This window comes from Desulfurobacterium sp., assembly GCF_027028515.1.
Lineage (GTDB): Bacteria > Aquificota > Aquificia > Desulfurobacteriales > Desulfurobacteriaceae > Desulfurobacterium_A.
Window position 1 is genome coordinate 1 of record NZ_JALVIW010000108.1, and the last position, 19,113, is coordinate 19,113.

At 36.0% G+C, this 19,113-nt stretch carries 22 protein-coding genes and 1 CRISPR repeat array; of the genes, 17 read left to right on the top strand and 5 right to left on the bottom strand.

From position 1 onward, the window contains the following. The first annotated feature begins 76 nt into the window (after positions 1-76). From MV676_RS09030 to MV676_RS09110, 17 genes are all read left to right on the top strand, one after another. Positions 77-3,262 carry a CRISPR-associated protein Csx11 gene (locus MV676_RS09030; RefSeq protein WP_297447042.1) on the top strand — a complete coding sequence of 1,062 codons (3,186 nt, stop codon included), beginning with the start codon at positions 77-79 and terminating at the stop codon, positions 3,260-3,262. Beyond that, positions 3,255-3,731, top strand: a complete 477-nt coding sequence (locus MV676_RS09035) for an RAMP superfamily CRISPR-associated protein (RefSeq protein WP_297447002.1) — start codon at positions 3,255-3,257, stop codon at positions 3,729-3,731. Before MV676_RS09030 ends, MV676_RS09035 begins: the two co-directional genes overlap by 8 nt. Then, a complete protein-coding gene (locus MV676_RS09040; RefSeq protein ID WP_297447004.1) occupies positions 3,728-4,375 on the top strand; it encodes an RAMP superfamily CRISPR-associated protein in 648 nt (215 codons plus the stop codon). The genes MV676_RS09035 and MV676_RS09040 overlap by 4 nt, the downstream gene beginning before the upstream one ends. Next, positions 4,359-4,799 carry a hypothetical protein gene (locus MV676_RS09045; RefSeq protein WP_297447006.1) on the top strand — a complete coding sequence of 147 codons (441 nt, stop codon included), beginning with the start codon at positions 4,359-4,361 and terminating at the stop codon, positions 4,797-4,799. Before MV676_RS09040 ends, MV676_RS09045 begins: the two co-directional genes overlap by 17 nt. Further along, positions 4,796-5,647 carry an RAMP superfamily CRISPR-associated protein gene (locus MV676_RS09050; RefSeq protein ID WP_022846695.1) on the top strand — a complete coding sequence of 284 codons (852 nt, stop codon included), beginning with the start codon at positions 4,796-4,798 and terminating at the stop codon, positions 5,645-5,647. The genes MV676_RS09045 and MV676_RS09050 overlap by 4 nt, the downstream gene beginning before the upstream one ends. Next, complete coding sequence (locus tag MV676_RS09055) at positions 5,648-7,366, top strand: TIGR02556 family CRISPR-associated protein (protein ID WP_297447008.1); 1,719 nt, start codon at positions 5,648-5,650, stop codon at positions 7,364-7,366. Then, positions 7,363-8,280: a type I-B CRISPR-associated protein Cas7/Csh2 gene (gene cas7b / locus MV676_RS09060; RefSeq protein WP_297447011.1), complete on the top strand. Its 918-nt coding sequence runs from the start codon at positions 7,363-7,365 to the stop codon at positions 8,278-8,280. The genes MV676_RS09055 and cas7b overlap by 4 nt, the downstream gene beginning before the upstream one ends. Then, complete coding sequence (gene cas5b / locus MV676_RS09065; protein ID WP_297447012.1) at positions 8,265-9,053, top strand: type I-B CRISPR-associated protein Cas5b; 789 nt, start codon at positions 8,265-8,267, stop codon at positions 9,051-9,053. The genes cas7b and cas5b overlap by 16 nt, the downstream gene beginning before the upstream one ends. Further along, positions 9,028-11,259: a CRISPR-associated helicase Cas3' gene (cas3, locus tag MV676_RS09070; RefSeq protein WP_297447014.1), complete on the top strand. Its 2,232-nt coding sequence runs from the start codon at positions 9,028-9,030 to the stop codon at positions 11,257-11,259. The genes cas5b and cas3 overlap by 26 nt, the downstream gene beginning before the upstream one ends. Before the next feature lies 1 nt (position 11,260). Then, the gene (gene cas4 / locus MV676_RS09075; RefSeq protein WP_297447017.1) at positions 11,261-11,764 is read left to right on the top strand and encodes a CRISPR-associated protein Cas4; all 504 of its coding nucleotides are present in this window, start codon (positions 11,261-11,263) and stop codon (positions 11,762-11,764) included. 2 nt (positions 11,765-11,766) lie between these two features. Next, entirely contained in the window at positions 11,767-12,741 is a 975-nt protein-coding gene (gene cas1b, locus MV676_RS09080) for a type I-B CRISPR-associated endonuclease Cas1b (protein ID WP_297447019.1), read from the top strand. Continuing rightward, positions 12,741-13,007: a CRISPR-associated endonuclease Cas2 gene (gene cas2, locus MV676_RS09085; protein ID WP_022846702.1), complete on the top strand. Its 267-nt coding sequence runs from the start codon at positions 12,741-12,743 to the stop codon at positions 13,005-13,007. Before cas1b ends, cas2 begins: the two co-directional genes overlap by 1 nt. Positions 13,008-13,199: 192 nt before the next feature. After that, positions 13,200-13,429: direct repeats of the CRISPR family, unit length 30 nt; unit sequence GTTTTAAGCGTACCTCTAAGGAATTGAAAC. A 293-nt stretch (positions 13,430-13,722) separates the two neighbouring features. Continuing rightward, positions 13,723-13,980, top strand: a complete 258-nt coding sequence (locus tag MV676_RS09090; protein WP_297447021.1) for a hypothetical protein — start codon at positions 13,723-13,725, stop codon at positions 13,978-13,980. 306 nt (positions 13,981-14,286) lie between these two features. Next, positions 14,287-14,946: a PBECR2 nuclease fold domain-containing protein gene (locus MV676_RS09095; protein ID WP_297447023.1), complete on the top strand. Its 660-nt coding sequence runs from the start codon at positions 14,287-14,289 to the stop codon at positions 14,944-14,946. Further along, the gene (locus tag MV676_RS09100) at positions 14,937-15,287 is read left to right on the top strand and encodes a hypothetical protein (protein ID WP_297447026.1); all 351 of its coding nucleotides are present in this window, start codon (positions 14,937-14,939) and stop codon (positions 15,285-15,287) included. The genes MV676_RS09095 and MV676_RS09100 overlap by 10 nt, the downstream gene beginning before the upstream one ends. Before the next feature lie 75 nt (positions 15,288-15,362). Next, positions 15,363-15,620 (top strand): hypothetical protein, encoded by a 258-nt coding sequence (locus tag MV676_RS09105; protein WP_297447028.1) that lies wholly within the window; start codon positions 15,363-15,365, stop codon positions 15,618-15,620. A 100-nt stretch (positions 15,621-15,720) separates the two neighbouring features. Then, on the top strand, positions 15,721-16,155 hold the full coding sequence (locus MV676_RS09110) for a hypothetical protein (protein ID WP_297447030.1): 435 nt from the start codon (positions 15,721-15,723) through the stop codon (positions 16,153-16,155). Positions 16,156-16,193: 38 nt separating this feature from the next. Here the strand turns inward: MV676_RS09110 and MV676_RS09115 are convergent, their stop codons facing one another. The 5 genes from MV676_RS09115 to MV676_RS09135 form a co-directional block, all read right to left on the bottom strand. Then, positions 16,194-16,391 carry a hypothetical protein gene (locus MV676_RS09115; protein ID WP_297447032.1) on the bottom strand — a complete coding sequence of 66 codons (198 nt, stop codon included), beginning with the start codon at positions 16,389-16,391 and terminating at the stop codon, positions 16,194-16,196. Between the two features lie 44 nt (positions 16,392-16,435). Further along, positions 16,436-16,756, bottom strand: a complete 321-nt coding sequence (locus MV676_RS09120) for a hypothetical protein (RefSeq protein WP_297447034.1) — start codon at positions 16,754-16,756, stop codon at positions 16,436-16,438. Between the two features lie 270 nt (positions 16,757-17,026). Then, positions 17,027-17,452: a nucleoside-diphosphate kinase gene (gene ndk, locus MV676_RS09125; RefSeq protein WP_297447036.1), complete on the bottom strand. Its 426-nt coding sequence runs from the start codon at positions 17,450-17,452 to the stop codon at positions 17,027-17,029. 66 nt (positions 17,453-17,518) lie between these two features. Further along, a complete protein-coding gene (gene ispD / locus MV676_RS09130) occupies positions 17,519-18,214 on the bottom strand; it encodes a 2-C-methyl-D-erythritol 4-phosphate cytidylyltransferase (protein WP_297447038.1) in 696 nt (231 codons plus the stop codon). Further along, positions 18,211-19,113 (bottom strand): PIN domain-containing protein (locus tag MV676_RS09135; protein WP_297447040.1); only part of this gene is annotated, 903 nt, incomplete at its 5' end. The genes ispD and MV676_RS09135, both read right to left, overlap by 4 nt.

The following is a 19,113-nucleotide window of genomic DNA, read 5'->3' on the forward strand; positions in this document are numbered from 1 at the left end:
ATATTACTCTAAACATATTTTTGAAAACGAACTTCGGGACACGGATATAAAACTTAAAGACTTTATTTTCAACGAAATGGTAAAATTGCCTGATAATACAAATAATACAAATTTAAACTGGCTGGAATTTTTTAAAGGTGATGCATCAGGTGAAAATATAATTCAAAAAATCTTTTTCCGTGGCTGTGAGAATGTAAATTCCGGCATAGACAAAGGCTCACCGCAAGATGCAAATCAATTAGAAAATTTATGGATTTCAAACGCTTTTGGAAGTTTAAAAAAAGAAATAAACGACGAAAATGATTTTGACAGTTCCCGTCTGTGTTTTTTCAGGGATTTTCACAGATTTCTTGAAGACAAGTATTATTACCGCTCCCCCGACTGGAAAGAAATAAGAAATTGGGTGTTTGAACACGTTAAACCATGGTACTCCCGTCTTTTAAGTGATTCCCGTTTTCCTGTAAATGATGTTACCCTGTTTGATCAGGCTTACATGACTGCTTCTATGTTTAAAGCCGTGCTGGCGTCTTTATATCTTGATAATTCAAACTATCAAAATTTTATTAAAAATCCTCAATTGATTAAATGGTCAGTTCTTGGTATTCAATATGACAAATTAGCTCTGGCAGAAAAAGGACTGAAAGTTGCATCCATCAAGTGGTACAGAGAAACGGTAAACAAGGTTGACAACCAATTAAAGAAACTCATTGAGATAGAATATCCGCTTGGCAACGAGGTTTACAGGGATGAAACAGGGATTTACTTTGTGGTTGGAGAAAACATAAAAGGTGATAAAGATAGTGAGTTTTACAAATTGAATGATGCCTTATCTGCAATTAAAACAAAAATTCAGGATATTTTTACCAGTAATTTTGAAGGAGAAATTTATCCTGCAATTTTATTAACAGAACCTTCAAGGGGATTGATGAATCTTGGACACCTTGTTGAAAAGGCAAAAGAGAATTTTTTAAAAGCTGAATACCCTTCTGATTTTAAAACAAAACTTAAACACGATTCCAATCCAAACAGTATCTGCCAGATTTGTAATATGAGACTTGCCCATAAAGGTAATAAAGAAAACTTGATATGCAACGTTTGCTTCAAAAGACAGCAGGGAAGGGTTAACGATTGGTTAACAAATGCTGAGAAAGAAACCATCTGGATAGAAGAAATCAAAGACAAAAACGACAGAGTAGCTTATGTATCCTTAAAATTTGAATTGGACGAATGGTTTAATGGGAATATGCTGAATAGTTTAGTAGTAAAAGATGAGAATTTTAAAGATAGAATAAATACAACTAAAACGATTTTAAATGGTCTTAAAAGAATTATTGATATAAATACTTTAAAAGATAGTTGGAATGTAATTTCAAATAAAGTTAATGTTTTTTTAGATCTTTTCGACAAAAATGGCATTAAAAAACCTTATGAAAATGTTTTAAAAGAAAAATATTTAAAAAAAATTAACACACAGCCAATAAAGAATTTAAATAAAAGGGAAATCGAACTTAAAAATCTATTTTTAAGAAGTCTGGAAATTTGTTTGGATTTAGTTGGTACAGATCAAAACAATTGGATATCTTATATTCAAAATACATTTCAAACTAATTGTAATTTCGATTTTAATGAAAAAAGGTTTAAAAATCAAAAATTTTTACAAAATAATGATGTTTTGAATTTTCTTAAAGCTTCATTTGGGATTGGATTTACTGTTTTACAAATCCACAATCTTCTTTTAGAACGCTCAATTGGTTCAAGATGGAAAAAGTTCATAAAAAACAACCTATCAGATGAAACTGCAATTGATTTCAAAAACAGAAAAATATATTGGCAGAAACTAAACAATCAAGATATTGAATTCCTTGCCTATTTGATTCTGCAATTCCTTCTCCGAAAAAATCCATCTCCTGCAAGGCTCAGGAGAATCTGGGAAACGACGAAAGAATTTTTTGAAGAAATGCGTCAGGAATTGGAAGAAATTTTAAAAATTCCTGAATGGAGGAAGAAAAGGTTAGTCTGGGAAGTAACCCTTGATGAAAATAATAGACTTGATAAATCAACGGAACTGGAAGGAGATGGACTTCTATTTTGGGCTGAAAAGGAAGGCAGTAAAGCAAAGATTTATTTAATAAGCTCTATAGAAAGCTTCCTGGAAAAATACGGAAAAGAAAAAATCAGAGAAATCCTGAACAGTAAAGATAATACTGAAATAATAGATAGTTTAAAAGGCGGATATGGACTGAAAAACAAGAAACTTCTTCTCAAAGAATATAAAACTAAGGAACATAAAATAGAATTAGACATTAAAGAAAATCTCAAAGAAATTATTTCTTACAAACCCTTTGCCCTAATAACAAATCCATCCCCTGTAAACTATCAGGTAATTATTCCGGCAGAATACTTACCTGAACTTATAGACAGGACGATAGAGAAATACAACAAAGAATTCAAGTACGTTTACGGAAAACTCCCTATTCACATAGGAATAGTCATTTCCGACTACAAAAAGCCGGTTTATGTAAACCTGAAAGCACTCAGGAAAATAAGAAGAAATGTCAAAGACACAGACAAATTATATAGACCAGTAAATGCAGGGAGGTTTTATACTTTGCAAAAACAAAAATTTACCTATGCAACGCCGGAAGAAAAGGCAGCTGAAGCATACTATTCATTATACTGGGACAATCCGGAAGGGAAAGGCTACAACTTTTACATAAACCCAGAAAACGGCCGGAAAAAATGGATCAGCACTATTTGTGAATTCAACGCAGATGAAAAAGTTCAAATAATTCCCAATACTTTCGACTACGAATACCTGGATCACAACATCAGGAGAAGTGAAATTACCTACGATGAAAGCGGAAAAAGAATGTTAGCGCTCAAAAGCAACAGGCCTTACGAAATTGAAGTTTACTGGGAAAAATTTAAAGCTTTTAGAACTCTGTCTAAAGATACCAATCTTCAGACAAGCAGACTGCATAAACTGATAGGAATCCTTTACTCTAAAGTTCAATATGAAGAGTTTGCAGATTGGGGAGCGTTTCTCGCCTCCTCATTTATAAATTGGCTTGAACTCGGTAAAAATGAAGACAGAAGAAAATTAATAAAAGAAATTTTTGAGCTGGACGCGGACTGCAAAACTTTATCCGAAGACTTTAAAAGGGAACTCAAAGAAAAGTTAGAAATCAAAGAAAACATACTGCTCTTTTTAGATATGTTCAATTTCTGGCATACTGCATTAAAGGAGGTAAAGGATGAGTAATCAAGACATTGAAAACAAAAACAGTATGGTTGAAGAGATATCAATTTTTGCCATGGCAATGGATCCCGTTCATGTAGGAACCGGTGGTTATTCCATAGGAATGGTTGACAACACCATAGTAAGAGACCCTATCACCAATGTACCTAAGATTCCGGGAAGTACTCTGGCAGGCACATGGAGATATTATGTAGTTCTGGAAGCTTACAAACATTTCAGCACCGACGAATACAGAATAAAAAGAAGCTCAAGAGAAGGGAAGGATATAAGAACTATATTTGCCAGTAATGCTCCCGAATGGATAACAGATTTTGAAGGCAATAAATATATTGCAATCAAGTGCGCAGGACAGGATGAAGAACCACAAAAAACCTTAGAAGAATCTAAAAACACAGATACCGGACATTGCGGACACTGCATAGTCTGTAAAGGTTTTGGATTTTCTAAAAAAACATGCGCTGGCAGGGAATGATATTTTTCAGCGACTTACAAATTTTGTTCTTCCCCGTATTTACGATAAAAGGAACAAAGTGGATAACCACAGCTTCAAAACTAAAAGAAACAGGCATAGCACCCGAGATTGAAGATAAACAATCTGAGGATAAAATAAAAGCGGAAACCAAAGACGAAAAATACCTGAACTTAGGCTGGCTGTACTTAGAGGTTGAAGGACCACACAACATAGACAAAAACAAATTTAAGATACCAAAATTTGGAAAGTTTAACTTAAAACCTGAAGATGTAATCGTCGTGCCTGAAAGTTTATTCGCCCACATAGTGAACTCAAATTTAGAAGTGAGAACTTCTGTGGCCATAGACCCCATCACCGGAGCAGCAAAAGAGAGAGCACTATTTACATCTGAAGCTATCCCGAGAGGAACGATATTACACGGCACGATAAGAATCTTTAATAAAAAAGCATTTGAAGGGAAGAAAAATGATGAAAGTAATTCGGAAACTCTTCCGGAAACAAAATATTTAATCGAGGCTTTAAAAGAAAGCAGACATTTCTACGAAACTCTTGGAATAGGTGGCATGACTACAAGGGGTTTCGGGAGATTAATCATAAACTCTAACGAATTTGAAGGAGGTGAAAGCAGTGGAAACCGCAAATAATAAAGGCAAAAACATAGAAGCCTTAACAAGCAGAATAGCCTACGAAATAGTCAGTAAAGGAATTTTAAACGAAAGCGAGATAAATAAACTGCTTGGAGTTTTAACAAACAACGGTGTCTATGCAATGTGGGTGTACGCTCAGGCAAATTTTAAAAACGGAAAAACCAACAAAAAAGCCAATAAAAAATTCTGTGAGTTCTTAATAAAAATTCTCCGGCTTGACACTTTTATATCAAAAAAACTAAATGTTAACGACATCCATGCAGATGATGAAACTAAATACGCAGAAATACTTAAACTGGCAGACGAATATTTCTCCAAAATATCCGAGAACCTTCCCCAGCTTTTACTTCTGAAACAACTTCTGGAAAAAACACTAACTTATGCAAGATACCATGCAAAAGCATCAGGAGATAAAAAATGAAGTGGTATAAGCTGATTTTTGAACAGGTACAGCCGATTCACGTTGGAAAACTCAACTGGGGAGTGGTATCTGAAACAGAAATATTTATTCCCGGACAAACCATGTGGGGTGCCGTTGTCAACGCGTATTTATGTAAAAATAAGCATTCTGAAATAAAGACCGTCCAGGAGAACTTTGAAACTATAACAAATTTCTTTCCATCTTTTGATGAAGAAAATATTTTAGAACCTGCCTATAAGGACGGAGAATTTGCATACAAAACAAAAAAAAGCTTAATAACAGAAGAAAAATTCAGGATTTATTTTGTAAGTGCTGACTTCAAAACATCTATAAATCCGTTTACTGTGACGGCTAAAGAAGAGCAGCTGTATGAAATTGAATACATTTTGCCGAAGCCGAAAAGAGAATTTTTAGAAGATGCAAAGCAATTGGGTTTCAAAGAAAATCTCTACTGGATAGGTTTAATAAAATTAAAAGAAGACGACATAAAAGAAGTATTCGAAAGAGGAAACTTTGAAATCTTTGTAGGCGGAGATGCAAGATACGGCTACGGCTTGATGAAACTAAAGAAATATAAAGAGGCAGAAGAAAAAGAATTACAAAAATGGAACTTAAATGACGATGGGAAGTTCAATCATGATAGCAAAACACCTTTAAAAAATTTTTTAGAATTTAGTAGCGGCATAAAGTTCAAAGGGGATATCAAACTTATTCCCGAAATGGATTTTTCTCAAAACACTTCTTCCGTAAAAAATGCAAAATTTTACATAGCAATAGGAAGTATGCTGGAAAACAATCCCCCTCATGATTTAATTTTAAAAAAAGGGAAATTTATTCTGGAGTCTTAAATGATAGAAGCAATTTATAACCTTGGAAAAATTTTAATGCAGGATGACGGCAATTCCGGCAAAGTAACGCCAGAGCCGGTCAGCGCAGACAGATTAATAATCATAAACCTTGATAAGGATGGAAAGCTTATTAACGTTACAGATACAAAAAATGTATCCGAATACGAAAAAAAACTGCTTTATAAAAGAGTAAGAGCCTCCAGGCGATGCAATTCCTGCACTCCCACATTCTTTCTGAACATAAAAGAACCGCAAAAAAGCATAACCTGCTTAAAGTCCATATTTAACTGGATGAAAAACTATAACAGTTCGGTTAAAGAACCAGAAGACTATGAAGCAATTCTCAAAGCACTGAAAAGTTACCTGAAAGACTTTCCTCCGCAAAGCAGAGAAAAGATTCTTCTTACCGTTACCGTGGACGGGAATTTCCCCTCAGAAATTCCGGAGATAGTTAGTGCATTTGAAACCGGCTATGTTCAAGAACTTGGATTTAACGAAATCGGAACATGTTCTCTGTGCGGCAGCACTACCAGAATTACAGGGAAAAAGTCCCCCTTTGCCTTTTACACACTTAATAAAGTAGGCTACATTTCAGGCTTTTCAATTAAAAATCACGGGAAAGGATTCCCGATATGTTTTGAATGTTTCAAAAAGCTGGAAAAAGCCAAACAGTACATATCAAGCAAAAATTTTATTTTAACCAAAAACGCTCCCAGATACTGGCTCGTTCCAGGTGTTATTTTTGACACAGAAATCTCTGGTAGTAACTCACTCAAAGAACTCATTGAAAACATTTACGACCTGGAATACATGAAAAAGTATCTTCATTTAACAGAAACGGAACATCAAAAACTTGCAGATACAGAAGAAGATATTCTGGACATACTGAAAGAGCTTGAGGACTATCTCACATTCCACTTTATTTTTATTGAAAAGAACCAATCTCAGGAAATCATTAAACTGCATATCCAGGACATCTATCCTTCAAGAATAAAAAAGCTTTTTGAAGCCAAAACCCACGTTGAAAAGAACCTGGAACTTAAAAGAGAATTCACTTTCGGCACTTTAGGTCAGTTTTTCTGGAAATGGGATAAGCACTCTAAAAGGAAAGACCTGCAGAAATATTTCCTTGATCTCATTGACCGGATATTTCGGGAAGTCCCTTTCTCAGAAGCCCTGCTCATAAAGTTCTTGCTTAATGGAATAAGACGAGCTTACCTTGACGAAGAATACGATAAATTAACAGCACTAAATGCTTTAGCATCGTTCCTGTTTGTTAAAGCAACTACGGAGGGAATAATGGAAACTATCAAAACCGACGACGTCAGGAATTTATTAGAAACTCTACCTCTGCTAAATACACCGGAAGCAAAAGGATTATTTGTCCTCGGAGTCCTGACACAGCGCCTGATTGACAAGCAGGCTGGAACCAGAAAAGGCAACAAACCTTTCCTTAAAAAACTTTCCAGCTTTAAACTGGACCAGAGAGGCTTTGAAAAATTGATGCCTGAACTGAGAGACAAAATGGAAGCCTACGAAATTTTTGGAAAATTTGAAAGGGAACTGTTTGACCTAGCTTCAGAATGTTTTGCTAAAGCCAACCAGCCCTGGAAACTTAATGTTGAAAAGATGAACTTTGTATTTGCAGTCGGCATGGGAATGAAAGACAAAATCTACAATAAAAAATTTGAGAACAAAACTGATGGAGGTAAATCATGATTAGAAACCGCCGTGAGTATCTTTTTTTCTACGATGTAACCGATGCGAATCCCAACGGCGACCCAATGGATGAAAACAAGCCGAGAATTGATGAAGAAACAAAAATCTGCCTCGTAACAGACAGCAGACTGAAGAGGATAATCAGGGACGAACTGGCAGACATGGGTGAAGAAATCTTCATAAGGGAAGAAAGGAAAGAAGACGGAAAATTAAAAACAAAAGAGGAACTGTTAAAAAGTTACAACAAAGGAGATTACAACGAAATCCTTAAAAGATGCATAGATATAAGACTCTTCGGCGGAACGTTTGCTATCGGAGACAATGCTAAAAGCTTTACAGGACCTGTCCAATTTAAATTCGGAAGAAGTCTTCATAAAGTAGATGTAAAACTTATCAAAGGAACCACTGTTATGCCGTCAGGAGAACAAAGAGGACAGGGGACAATGACAGATTTTTACATAATTCCCTATGGACTTTTCTGTTTCTACGGAATAGCCAATGAAAAAGCATCAAATGATACACAGCTGACCGACGAAGATCTGGAAAAAATGACAGAAGCACTATGGAAAGGAATAAAAGAATCAACAGATGTAATTTCCCGTTCCAAATTTGGACACATGCCGAGACTCTTAATAGAGATTATCTACAAAGAAGGTGAAAAGTTCCACATTGGAGAACTTAACAAAAGAGTTTCTATAAATAAGCCAGAAGCCCTTGATGATCTTGCAATAAGAGATATTGAAGAGTTTGAACTTGATCTTTCAAAACTCAAGGAAGCAGTACAGAAGCACAAAGACAAAATAGAAAAAGTTTACTACTGTATAGATGAAAGAGTTAAACTCACCGAAGGTTCCGCACTGGACGAAGTTTTTGAAAACATCACTCTGGAGAAGTTTCCATGGCTTGCAGAATAATTGCTTTTGATATATGGGGAGAATTGGCACACTTCAGGCGGTTTTTTACTACTTCTTCTCCCCTCACTTTCTCTTTTCCGCCGCCAACAACCGTTAGGGGAATAATCGGAGCCATTTTAGGACTTCAAAAAAACGAATACATAGAAATTACAAATCGACTAAGTATCGGAATATATATCACTTCCCCTATCAGGAAGCTAAGAACCGGGCTAAACATAATTTTTACCAAGAGAAACGATGGGAAATTTGAACCAACGCTTTTTAAAGATAAAAAGGGAAATGATAAAAAAAATGTTAGAACGCGAATTCAAGTAGAATTCCTGAAAGATCCTGGTTACAGGATTTTCGTAGCCGGTGACGAAAAACTTCTTGACTCCCTTTTGAACTATCTACCTTACCACAAGACAGAATACACTGTTTCCCTTGGTCTTTCTGAATGCCTTGCCGACTTTAAATTTACAGGTGAATTTACCGCTGAAGAAGTAGAAGAAACGAGCGAAATACATTCAGTAATACCAACAAGAAAAATAAAAAACATCAGCTTAAGCAACCAGATCAAACTGGCTAAAGAGAGAATTCCCATATATATGAACGCAGAAAGAATTGTTCAGGAATATGACAATATTGTATTTGAAACCAGCGGTAAACCAATTAAGGGAGCTTTTAAAAATGTCTTCCACATTAAAGAAACTGGAGAAAACATTCACCTGTTTACTGTCCCATCCCAACAAATGTCTAAAAGATCATTTGAAAAAGACGCAAAATCTGGTTGAAAAATACTTTCCTTATAACGACAACACGGCTAAAGAACTTGCCGCTTACGCTGCAAGGTTCCACGATGCAGGTAAAGCAACATCGTTTTTCCAGGAATACATAAAAGGAAACGGAAAATGGTCAAAAGAAAAGAACCATTCACTCCTCTCTGCTGTTATTCTTTATTACTATTTGAGAAAAATTAGAGGTATAAGTCCTTTACAGGCATTTCTTTCTTTTCTCGCAGTAAAAAAACACCATTCATTTCCGGAAGACACGTTTGAAAACGGCGGTATAATCAATGACATAGAACTGATAAAAAAACAACTTAATGCTATTTCAAAAGATAATATCAAAGAACTTGGAATTCCTGTTACTGTTCAAGAAGTAAAAGAATCCATCAATGACATAATCAAAGAATTAAAATATTTCAGAAGTCTAAGGAGATTTAAAAGAAATTTTGGAGAAATAGAGAACTTTTCAATATATACAACTTTTTTATCAATATATTCCTCTCTTCTTTTCTCCGATAGAAAAGATGCTGTTGATGCTCCTGAAGTAAGTTTCCCGGACATTCCTTATGAAAAGTTTAAAAATTTGATTGATTCCATTCCTTTAAAACGGCCAATAGATGAAAAAAGACAGGAAGCAAAAGAATTTGTGCTTTCTAAAGAATTCAATCTGAAACAGCGAATCTACTCAATAAATCTCCCAACGGGTTTAGGAAAAACTTACACGGGATTTTTACAGGCACTCAAAATGAAAAAAATTCTAAAGGGAAAAACGGGCAAAAGTTTCAGGATAATATACGCACTACCGTTTATTTCCATTATTGACCAAAACTTCGAGGTACTAAAAGAAAAACTTGAACAAATTATAGACAGCACAGATTCCAGACTGATTTTAAAACACCACTACCTCAGCAACTTTGAATATTTAACTAACAATTCTGAAATCCTTCCTTTTGACATCGCAAAAGTATTAACAGAAGGTTGGGAAAGTGAAATTACTATTACCACAATAGTGCAAATATTTAATGCAATCTTTCCAAAAAACCGAAGTCAGGCACTTCGCTTTTCCAGACTTCAGAATACCATAATTATTCTTGATGAAATTCAAACTATACCTGTTAAATATTGGAAAATTTTTAATGAAATCATTGAGGATTTATCAAAAAAACTTGATTTCTACATAATATTTATGACAGCAACAAAGCCAACAATATTTAGCAACCATACAGAACTTGCAGGTGGAAAATTTTTTACAGGACTCAACCGATACGAAATAGAAATAGATCTGAAAGAACGTACCATAGAAGAATTTTTAGAAAAAATTGACATTAACATTGAGAAAAGTCATTTGTTTATCCTTAACACAGTAAAGTCCTCCCAGGAAATTTATAAAAAGTTAAGTGAAACAATCAACGGAGAAATTGAATACCTGTCAAGAGCAATTACACCATTTGAGAGGAGGGAAAGGCTCAAAAAAATTAGAGAGGGAAAAGTTAAATATCTAATTTCCACTCAAATTGTAGAAGCAGGAGTTGACATAGATTTTGATGTAGTTATAAGAGATTTTGCTCCTTTTGATTCCCTTAATCAATCAGCAGGAAGGTGCAACAGAAACGGAGAAAAAGCAGGACTGTTTAAAATCATAAAATTAATTGATGAAAATAATCAACGTCCATACTGGAGCTACATATACGATCCCATCCTTTCTTCAGCCACTATAGAAATCCTAAAAGATAAATACCGTCTAACAGAAGAAGAATTTATAAAATTGACTGAAAAGTATTTCAATCTTGTTAAAGACAGAGCCGCAGACGAAGCAAAAACTGTAAAACCTTTTTTCGAAGCTGTTAAGTATCTACGATTTCAACCCATGGAAAATTATAGATGCAGGGAAAATGAAAAATTTATTTGCGACATGAACCTTATTGAAGAAGACTGTGGAGAGGAAATTTTTGTTCAACTTAATGAAGAAGCGGTTGAAATATGGAATAAAATGATAGAAATTGTCACAAAGTTAAAAAAAGGAAACCGTGAAGCATTTAAAGATTACCTGCAAATTAAGGAGAAGTTCTACGATTTCGTAATAAAGGTGAACTTAAACAAAAAAATACCAATACCGATATCAAAAGAGCTTGGTTTTTACTTCATTCCAATAGAAGAATTAGACAATTATTATGATAAAACAGGACTTAAAGAACCTAATCTAATCTGGTAAGATGGAATTAGAGAAAATTTTTGTAAACGGAACACTCATCTGGTATTACTACATTTGTAAAAGAGAGGCATGGCTAATAGCCCATAGAATAGAAGCAGAGCAGGATAACGATTTCATCGCCGTCGGAAGGCTGATTCACGAAAAAAGATATAAGAACAAAGCAAAAGAGCTGTTGATAGACAATAAAATAAAAATAGACCTTATTGAAAACAGAAAAGTGATCGGCGAGATTAAGAAAAGTTCAAGGTTTTTAAAAAGTGCAAAGATGCAGCTTGCATTTTATCTGTATTACATAAAAGAACAGAAAGGGGAACTTTTAACGGGAGAGCTTTTCATTCCCGAAGAGAGAAAAAGAATACAGGTTAAACTGAGCAAAAAGCTTGAAGAAGAAATCAAAAAGACCATAAAGGAAATAGAAAGGATAATTGATCTTCCCCATCCTCCGCCGGCTAAAAAAATCAGATTTTGCAGAAACTGCGGATATAGAGAATTTTGCTGGAGTTGAAGATGAAACAGCCCTTAACAATATTCAAAAGCGGAACAATAAAAAGGGAACAAAACACAATATTTTTTATTGAAGACAAAGGTAGAAAGCATGTAATACCCGTTGAAGCCATATCCGAAATTGAAATTTTCGGTGAAGTCACCCTTAACAAAAGGGCTCTGGAATTTTTCTCAAAAGCCAAAATACCAATTCACTTTTACAACTACTACGGATATTACGTCGGGACATACTATCCGAGAGAACACCTGAACTCGGGATATGTAATATTGAAGCAGGCGGAACACCATCTTGACCCCGACCTCAGACTTTTCCTTGCAAAAATGTTCGTTTATGGAGCCTACAGAAACATAAGACAGAATCTCAAAAACTATGACCGTGACAAAAGTGTAGAAGAAATAGATGCTTTCGCAGACAAAATAGAAGACACGAAGAACATACAAGAACTAATGGCTCTTGAAGGTAACATAAGAGAAACCTACTATAAAAACTTTAGTAATATTCTAAAGCAATTTAATTTTGATAAGAGGCAGAAAAGACCTCCCGATAATGAAATCAATGCCTTGATTAGTTTTGGCAACACGCTCCTTTATACAAAAGTTCTATCGGAAATCTATTTTACCCATCTTGATCCCCGTATAGGGTATCTTCACCAGACAAATAACCGGAGTTTTACTTTAAATCTCGATATTGCTGAAATCTTCAAACCCATCATCGTTGACAGAGTTATTTTTTCCCTTGTAAACAAAAAAGTAATAAACAAAAAACATTTTGAAATTGAAGCCGGAACTTGCTTTTTAAACGAAGAAGGTAAAAGAATATTCGTAAAAGCCTTTGAAGAACGCCTCAAAAACACGATAAAGCACAGAAAGTTAAACAGAAAAGTTTCCCTGCAAAGACTCATAAGATTGGAATGCTACAAACTGATTAAACATCTTATAGAAGATGAAGTCTATGAACCTTTTATAACGAGGTGGTGATGTTTGTAATTTTAGTCTATGATGCCGGTGAAAAAAGGGTGCAAAAGTTTTTAAAAATATGCCGCAAATACCTTGTTCACGTCCAAAACTCTGTATTTGAAGGAGAACTAACGGAAGCAACACTGAGAATGCTTACGGAAGAACTTAAAACGATAATGAATGATGAAGAAGACTCCGTTCTAATCTACAAATTTCGGACAAAAAAATATTACGAAAGAATAAGCATAGGAATAGAGAAACCGTCCCACGAAAGTTTCATGTTTTAAGCATGTGTCGGGAATCAATTTTTAGACCGAAATGGTTTAAACACCATAGTCTCAATGGTTTCAAAACCATATATTAGAAGTTAATAATTATTTTAATCAGCATCACCGACACTTGACACCACACATTAACCGATGCTAATATGAATATAAATCTTGACGTTCTTTGAAAAAAGAATAAGTTTTAAAATAGGTGTTTTAAGCGTACCTCTAAGGAATTGAAACCAACAAGAAGAGCAGGTGAGGGCGAAACAATTCCAGGTTTTAAGCGTACCTCTAAGGAATTGAAACCAGATGAGCTTGGCTACGATTTAGAACAGGTAGCCTGGTTTTAAGCGTACCTCTAAGGAATTGAAACAAGTAGGTGCCGCTGTAGGTGTCTGCATTCCTGCCGTGTTTTAAGCGTACCTCTAAGGAATTGAAATTACTTTTCGTTTTAAACTGGTAAAGAAAAAGATGAGAAATTTGTTAGTTTATACTAATAGTTGAATCATGCCAGACTCAGGTTAAATTTTATTAGTAAGCGGTGGTGAAAGCCAGAAAGTCGCCCTGGCTGGCTGGGCGGGTCCTCCTGAGTGGAGGATTCGTTCTATGGAGGCGGTGGGCGTCCTCCCACCACCTAACTTAGTTTAATTTACATTTCAATTAACGGGGATATTTTAGATTTAGGATTTCTATAAACCCAGAGAAAGGTGGAAATCTTATACCGGAGTGGAAAATGAAAATTATCAAAAATCCTGCCACGGTAGAAGATAGGGATTTGGCAAGGGCTTACAAGATAGCTTTAAAGTTCTTTGCAGAAAGGGGTTTCAAGGTAAAAAAAGTAAGGATGGGTATTTCTCCTTTTGCCCCTACTCATAAAAAATCAATGATAGTCGAAATTTCGCCGTTTCCCAAACACATTGTTGATCTTGTTCATCTAAAGCAAGACCTACAAAAAAGAATAGGTAAGAAAGTTGGGGTTACCCTGGTATGAAAAAAATTTCCTGACAAAAATTTAAAGCATACCTCTAAAGAACGGAAAATTGTTGTGAATTTCACAGGGTTTGACGCCGCAGAAAAAAGTAAAAGAGAAACTTGCCGGGGCGATAGAAAAAAACTTAAAGAGTAACCACATAAGCTGGGAGCAAAACTGCCACCTGATGACCCATTCTCCCCCAACCAATTTAACCACCATTCAACAGTAAGAGCGATTTTTAAAGGTTCCAATGAGGCGAAAAAGATTAGGAAAAGGAAACCAAAAGACATTTCGCCGGTTCCTGAAAGATTTGACGCAAGTCCATTGGAAAGCTGGTGGAAGTTAACGGACTCTATGGCCAGGAGAATCGTAGAATACGGAGCGAAAGATGAGGTTCTGGAAAAGGCTAAGAAGCTCTGCCAGAAAAACTTTGCCGATGAGTGCCCAGAGTGGGAAGAGGTTAAGAGGTTGATTGAGAAATACAACAGAAGACGAGAAGTTTTGAAGAAACTTATTGGAGAGGAACGCACTCCAAAGGTCAGGCTTATAGACGGCCGGATTGCTGATGTCAAAAAAGGGCAGGTTATGGAGCTATTTGTGCATGAAAGAACGCAGAAATGGGTAAGGAGTAAGGTTGTTGAGGTGTTTGAGGATGAGCTTGGTAATAAGTATTACCTAACTGACTATCACTTACGTCATATTACTCAAGGAAAGCGCTGGAAAAAGTTTGTTCAGGTAGGGATTGATAGTAAAGCAAAATTGCTTTCTTGGATAAGAAAAATTATCAGAGAGCCACAAGTGATAGTTTATGATGTTCGTGAAAATGCAGTATATTTTGGAAGAGAGAAAGATAATAAGATTGTTATTTTGTCTCTTGCTGGAATTGATACCTTGAGAATTATGACAGCCTTTCCTAAAGAACATATATTTGAAAACAGGCAAAGGCTGAAGGTTCTATTTTCGGAGATAGAAAGATGGAAGTGAAATTGTCCTTTGAAGACAAAGAACTGGGCTTTGTATTAGAATCAGCCCTGGAAGGGGAGGGGATTGATTTTTCCGGCGAATTTGGTGACGCCATTTATGATTTGGATGGGCACGTTGTTTACTATGATTACATGTTTCGCTCTCTCAATGGAGAGGGTAACATCTTTAAAGAGCTGGAAAACTTGGTAAAAGATACTACACTTTTTGAAAACCAAATCAAAGGTCGTTACACCGTTCCAGAACTCGGCGTAGAAAACGCCACTTTCAAAGAAGTTCTTGAAGCAGTGAAGAGGTATTACGAAGCTAAACTCTCACAAAAATGGCCTGCTAAAACATTTTAATCTACCTCGAAGAAATTAAAATTATACTCACTATAATTATTTAAGAAAGGTGGAAATCCTATGCCGGAGCGGAAAATGAAAATTATCAAAAATCCTGCCAAGGTAGAAGATAAAGACCTTAAAAGAGCCTATGAACTTGCTTTAAAGTTTTTAGAAAGTGAAAGGTATAAAATAGAAAAAGTTAAAATGGGCATTTCACCTTTCGCACCAACTTACGAAAAGTTTATGATTATTCATATAACACCATTGCCTAAAAAAATATCTGAACTTATAGAGTTAGAAGACAAACTTCAGAAAAAAGTAGGAAAAGAGGTGGGAATTTCTTTATCATGAAATTTCTCCCTTACAAATCACAAAACCATGCAAAAGTCTTCCATAATCTTTGTAAGGAATGATAAAATATTTTAAAATTGCTTCGGACCCGGAGAAAAAGTTGAAAACAAAGAGTGAAAAATTAGGCAACATTGAAGAAAAACTAGTTACATTACTGGTTTCAGGAGTTACCGTTTATATCATTTTTTTTGAATTTCCATGTATCTATCTATATAAACATGAATACATTACGCCGGAACAATATGACCGCTGTCTTTACTCCACACCTGATAGATACAGATTCACACTTCTCATATCTTCTCACCTCATCATAGCATTTTTTTCGGTTTTATACTTATACAAAGTTTACAAAGCTGGCCAAAAACGGCTGGTAATTAGTTGTTTATTCTTTTATGCATTTCTTATTATTATTTATATCCCAATTTCACTTATTTTAAAAAGTAAAAACGAGCATCTAAAGCATCTAAAGAAAGTTAAGAAAATAACCATAAAAGCAGGTCTTCAAGGCTGGATTTTCGGTAAGGCAGCGGCGTAAGAGTACCATGATATCTTTTTAAGGATACAAAGAAACCTTTAACCGCAGTAGTATCCGACCATCCGGCCAGTTATTTTTATCCTTTTACCTTCAGAAACTTTATCCTTTAAAAGAACGGCGAGATTTACGCCTTCCGTTTCTAAAACTGTACTGAACAGTTCCTGATTATCCAAATTGACAGCAGCCGAAGATACTGCCCTTCCGATTACGGTGTATCTATCTTTTGATATATGCAAAATCGCACTCCTAAAAAACTCTTCCGGATTTCTGCGAACTTTCTTTAAAAGCAACGTGCGTTATCAATGTTTAAAACCTTTTCAAGTCTATCTATCGCCTTTCCGTGTCCCTTTAGCGCAAGTTTCAAAAGACGAATAACACGGCTGTCCTCTATTGGCGACGACGGTTCTTCAACCTTTTCAGCCACGCCGTCCGCAAATATTGCTACTTTTACAGGAACCTCCCATTTCAATGCTTTTGGCAGGTCACAGATATTGGCAAGTGTAAATGAATAGATATTACCCGATTCCACTTCCACCGCTTCCGCTAAAAGTGTAAAATCCGAAAAATCCTTGATTTTAAATAAGAAATCTTCGAACAACATCTCCGTACCGCTTTTAAACCCTGCAAAGCATCCGAGATAATTTTCATCCCACTTCCTAAAAATGTTACGACTTTTTTTTTAAGAGAAAGTAAGTAATAAAAGAGAACTCATCAACTTCAAACTTTTTGCCGATTAGCAACTCTCCCGTATCAAGTAGATCTTCAAATATAAAATATTTGCCTTATAACAGAACCTGTTTTTTATTTCGGAAGCAATGAGAAAATTAGATTTCATAAATTTCCCCGGAAAAAGGGGGCAAGCCCCCTTTATTTAAGCAGAATGAATTTCAAGAGCACTGAAGAAATAAGGAATCTCGTAGGCCGCTGATTCCGGTGAGTCTGATGCGTGAACGGCATTTCTTCCTACATCAGTCCCGTATTTACTTCTAATTGTTCCTTCAGCAGCTTTTGCCGGATCTGTTGCACCGATAATTTCTCTAACCTTTGCAATGGCATTTTCACCTTCAAAAACCATAGGAACACAGGGACCGGAAGACATGAAGTCTGTAAGTTCATCGTAGAAAGGTCTATCCTTGTGAACGATATAGAATCCCTTTGCCTCTTCTTTTGACATGTGAATCATTTTGAGAGCTATCAGTTTCAGGTCATTTTCCTGTAAGATTTTGATAATGTCACCGACAGCGTTTTTCTTAACAGCATCCGGCTTTACGATAACAAGTGTTCTTTCAACTGCCATCCTGAACCTCCATATTTTTTGTTGTGAGATTATACCCGAATTAATGGGAAGAAGAAATTGAAACTTTTACCTTTCCATCTGATTAAGGAAAACTCTAAAAATATCAATATCCTCTGGCGTTGTAATTTTTATATTTCTGTAATCCCCCTTTATTGCAACAACCGTATAACCGTAACGCTCAAGCAGAGAAGCATCGTCTGTTCCCCAGAAGCCCTCTTCGGCTGCTTTTCTATGACACTCAATTAAAACTTCAAAGTTAAAAAGCTGCGGTGTTTGAACAAGGATCAACTTCTCCCTGTTGAGGGTCTCTTTAACAAGAAAATCGCTTCCTTCAAGGGAAGCTCCCACAGCCTTTACCGTGTCCTTTGGTTTTACTGCAGTTATTACTCCCTCCACTCCGTACTCCTGATATGCCGACACAAGTTCATCTATCATCCTTTTTGTTACAAGGGGTCTCACGCCATCATGAACGACCACCTCTGAACATCTACCGTCTATGTACTTCAAACCGTTGAAAACAGATTCCTGCCTTTCGCACCCTCCGGGGATAACTGCCTCAACCTTTGAAAAGTCCTTTACTCTGAGCTCCATTTCCGGAATGGACTCTTCAGGTGCAACGACAACAATTTTATCTATAAATGGACTCTCTTCAAAAGGTTTTAGAGTAAACTCTATAATAGCCTTTCCACCCACTTCTATAAACTGCTTTTTTCCTCCAAACCTTTTCCCTCGCCCGGCAGCAGGAATAATTGCGTATCTCACTTCACAACCTCTTTTGGCTTAACAAATATTATCTTTCCCGAAGATGTTTGAAGAACGTTGTTTACCACAGCCCTTATCCTGTGCCCTATGTAGGCTTTACCTCCGTCAACAACCACCATCGTCCCGTCATCAAGATATCCCACTCCCTGTCCCTTCTCTTTTCCTTCTTTCATAACAAAAACGACCAATTCTTCACCAACTGCCACAACAGGTTTAAGGGCGTTCGCAAGATCATTAACGTTCAAAATCTCAACACCCTTTATAGAAGCAACCTTGTTCAGGTTGTAGTCTGTAGTTATAAGCTTTGCCTTTAAAAGCCTGCACAGTTCCACGAGCTTTGCGTCAACCTCTTTTATCCTTGGAAAATCCCTTTCGTATATTTCAACCGGCGGATTTTTGATCCCCTTAAGCAGAGAAACCTGCTCAAGTCCTTTCTTACCTTTGGTTCTAACATTCGGGTCAGTTGAATCGGACAGGTATTGAAGTTCTTCAAGAACAAATCTCGGAATTACTATCTTTCCTTCAACGAACCCCAATTTTATAACTTCAACAATCCTTCCATCTATCAAAGCGCTTGTGTCAAGAACCTTAATTGTTGCGTAAAGACCCGTTTCTCCTTTCCATATCTCGGAAAGGGGCTTATCACCTATCATTTCAAGAAAAGCAAAACCAAACAGGTAGGGAAGTGTCAGGTAGAGAATTTCCTGAAGATAGGGAAAATTGGTAAAAACAGCATACAGGGATATGGTTATTCCCTTTGCAAGGTACAGACCTAAAAAGAAACCTGCAGAAAATACTAAAAGTCCCCTGATTTTAAACTTCTTCTGGTGAAAGACAAAAGTGTAGAGCAAAACAGCAGCAGCAGTTATAAGAATGCCTATAAACATGGATTGAGTAGC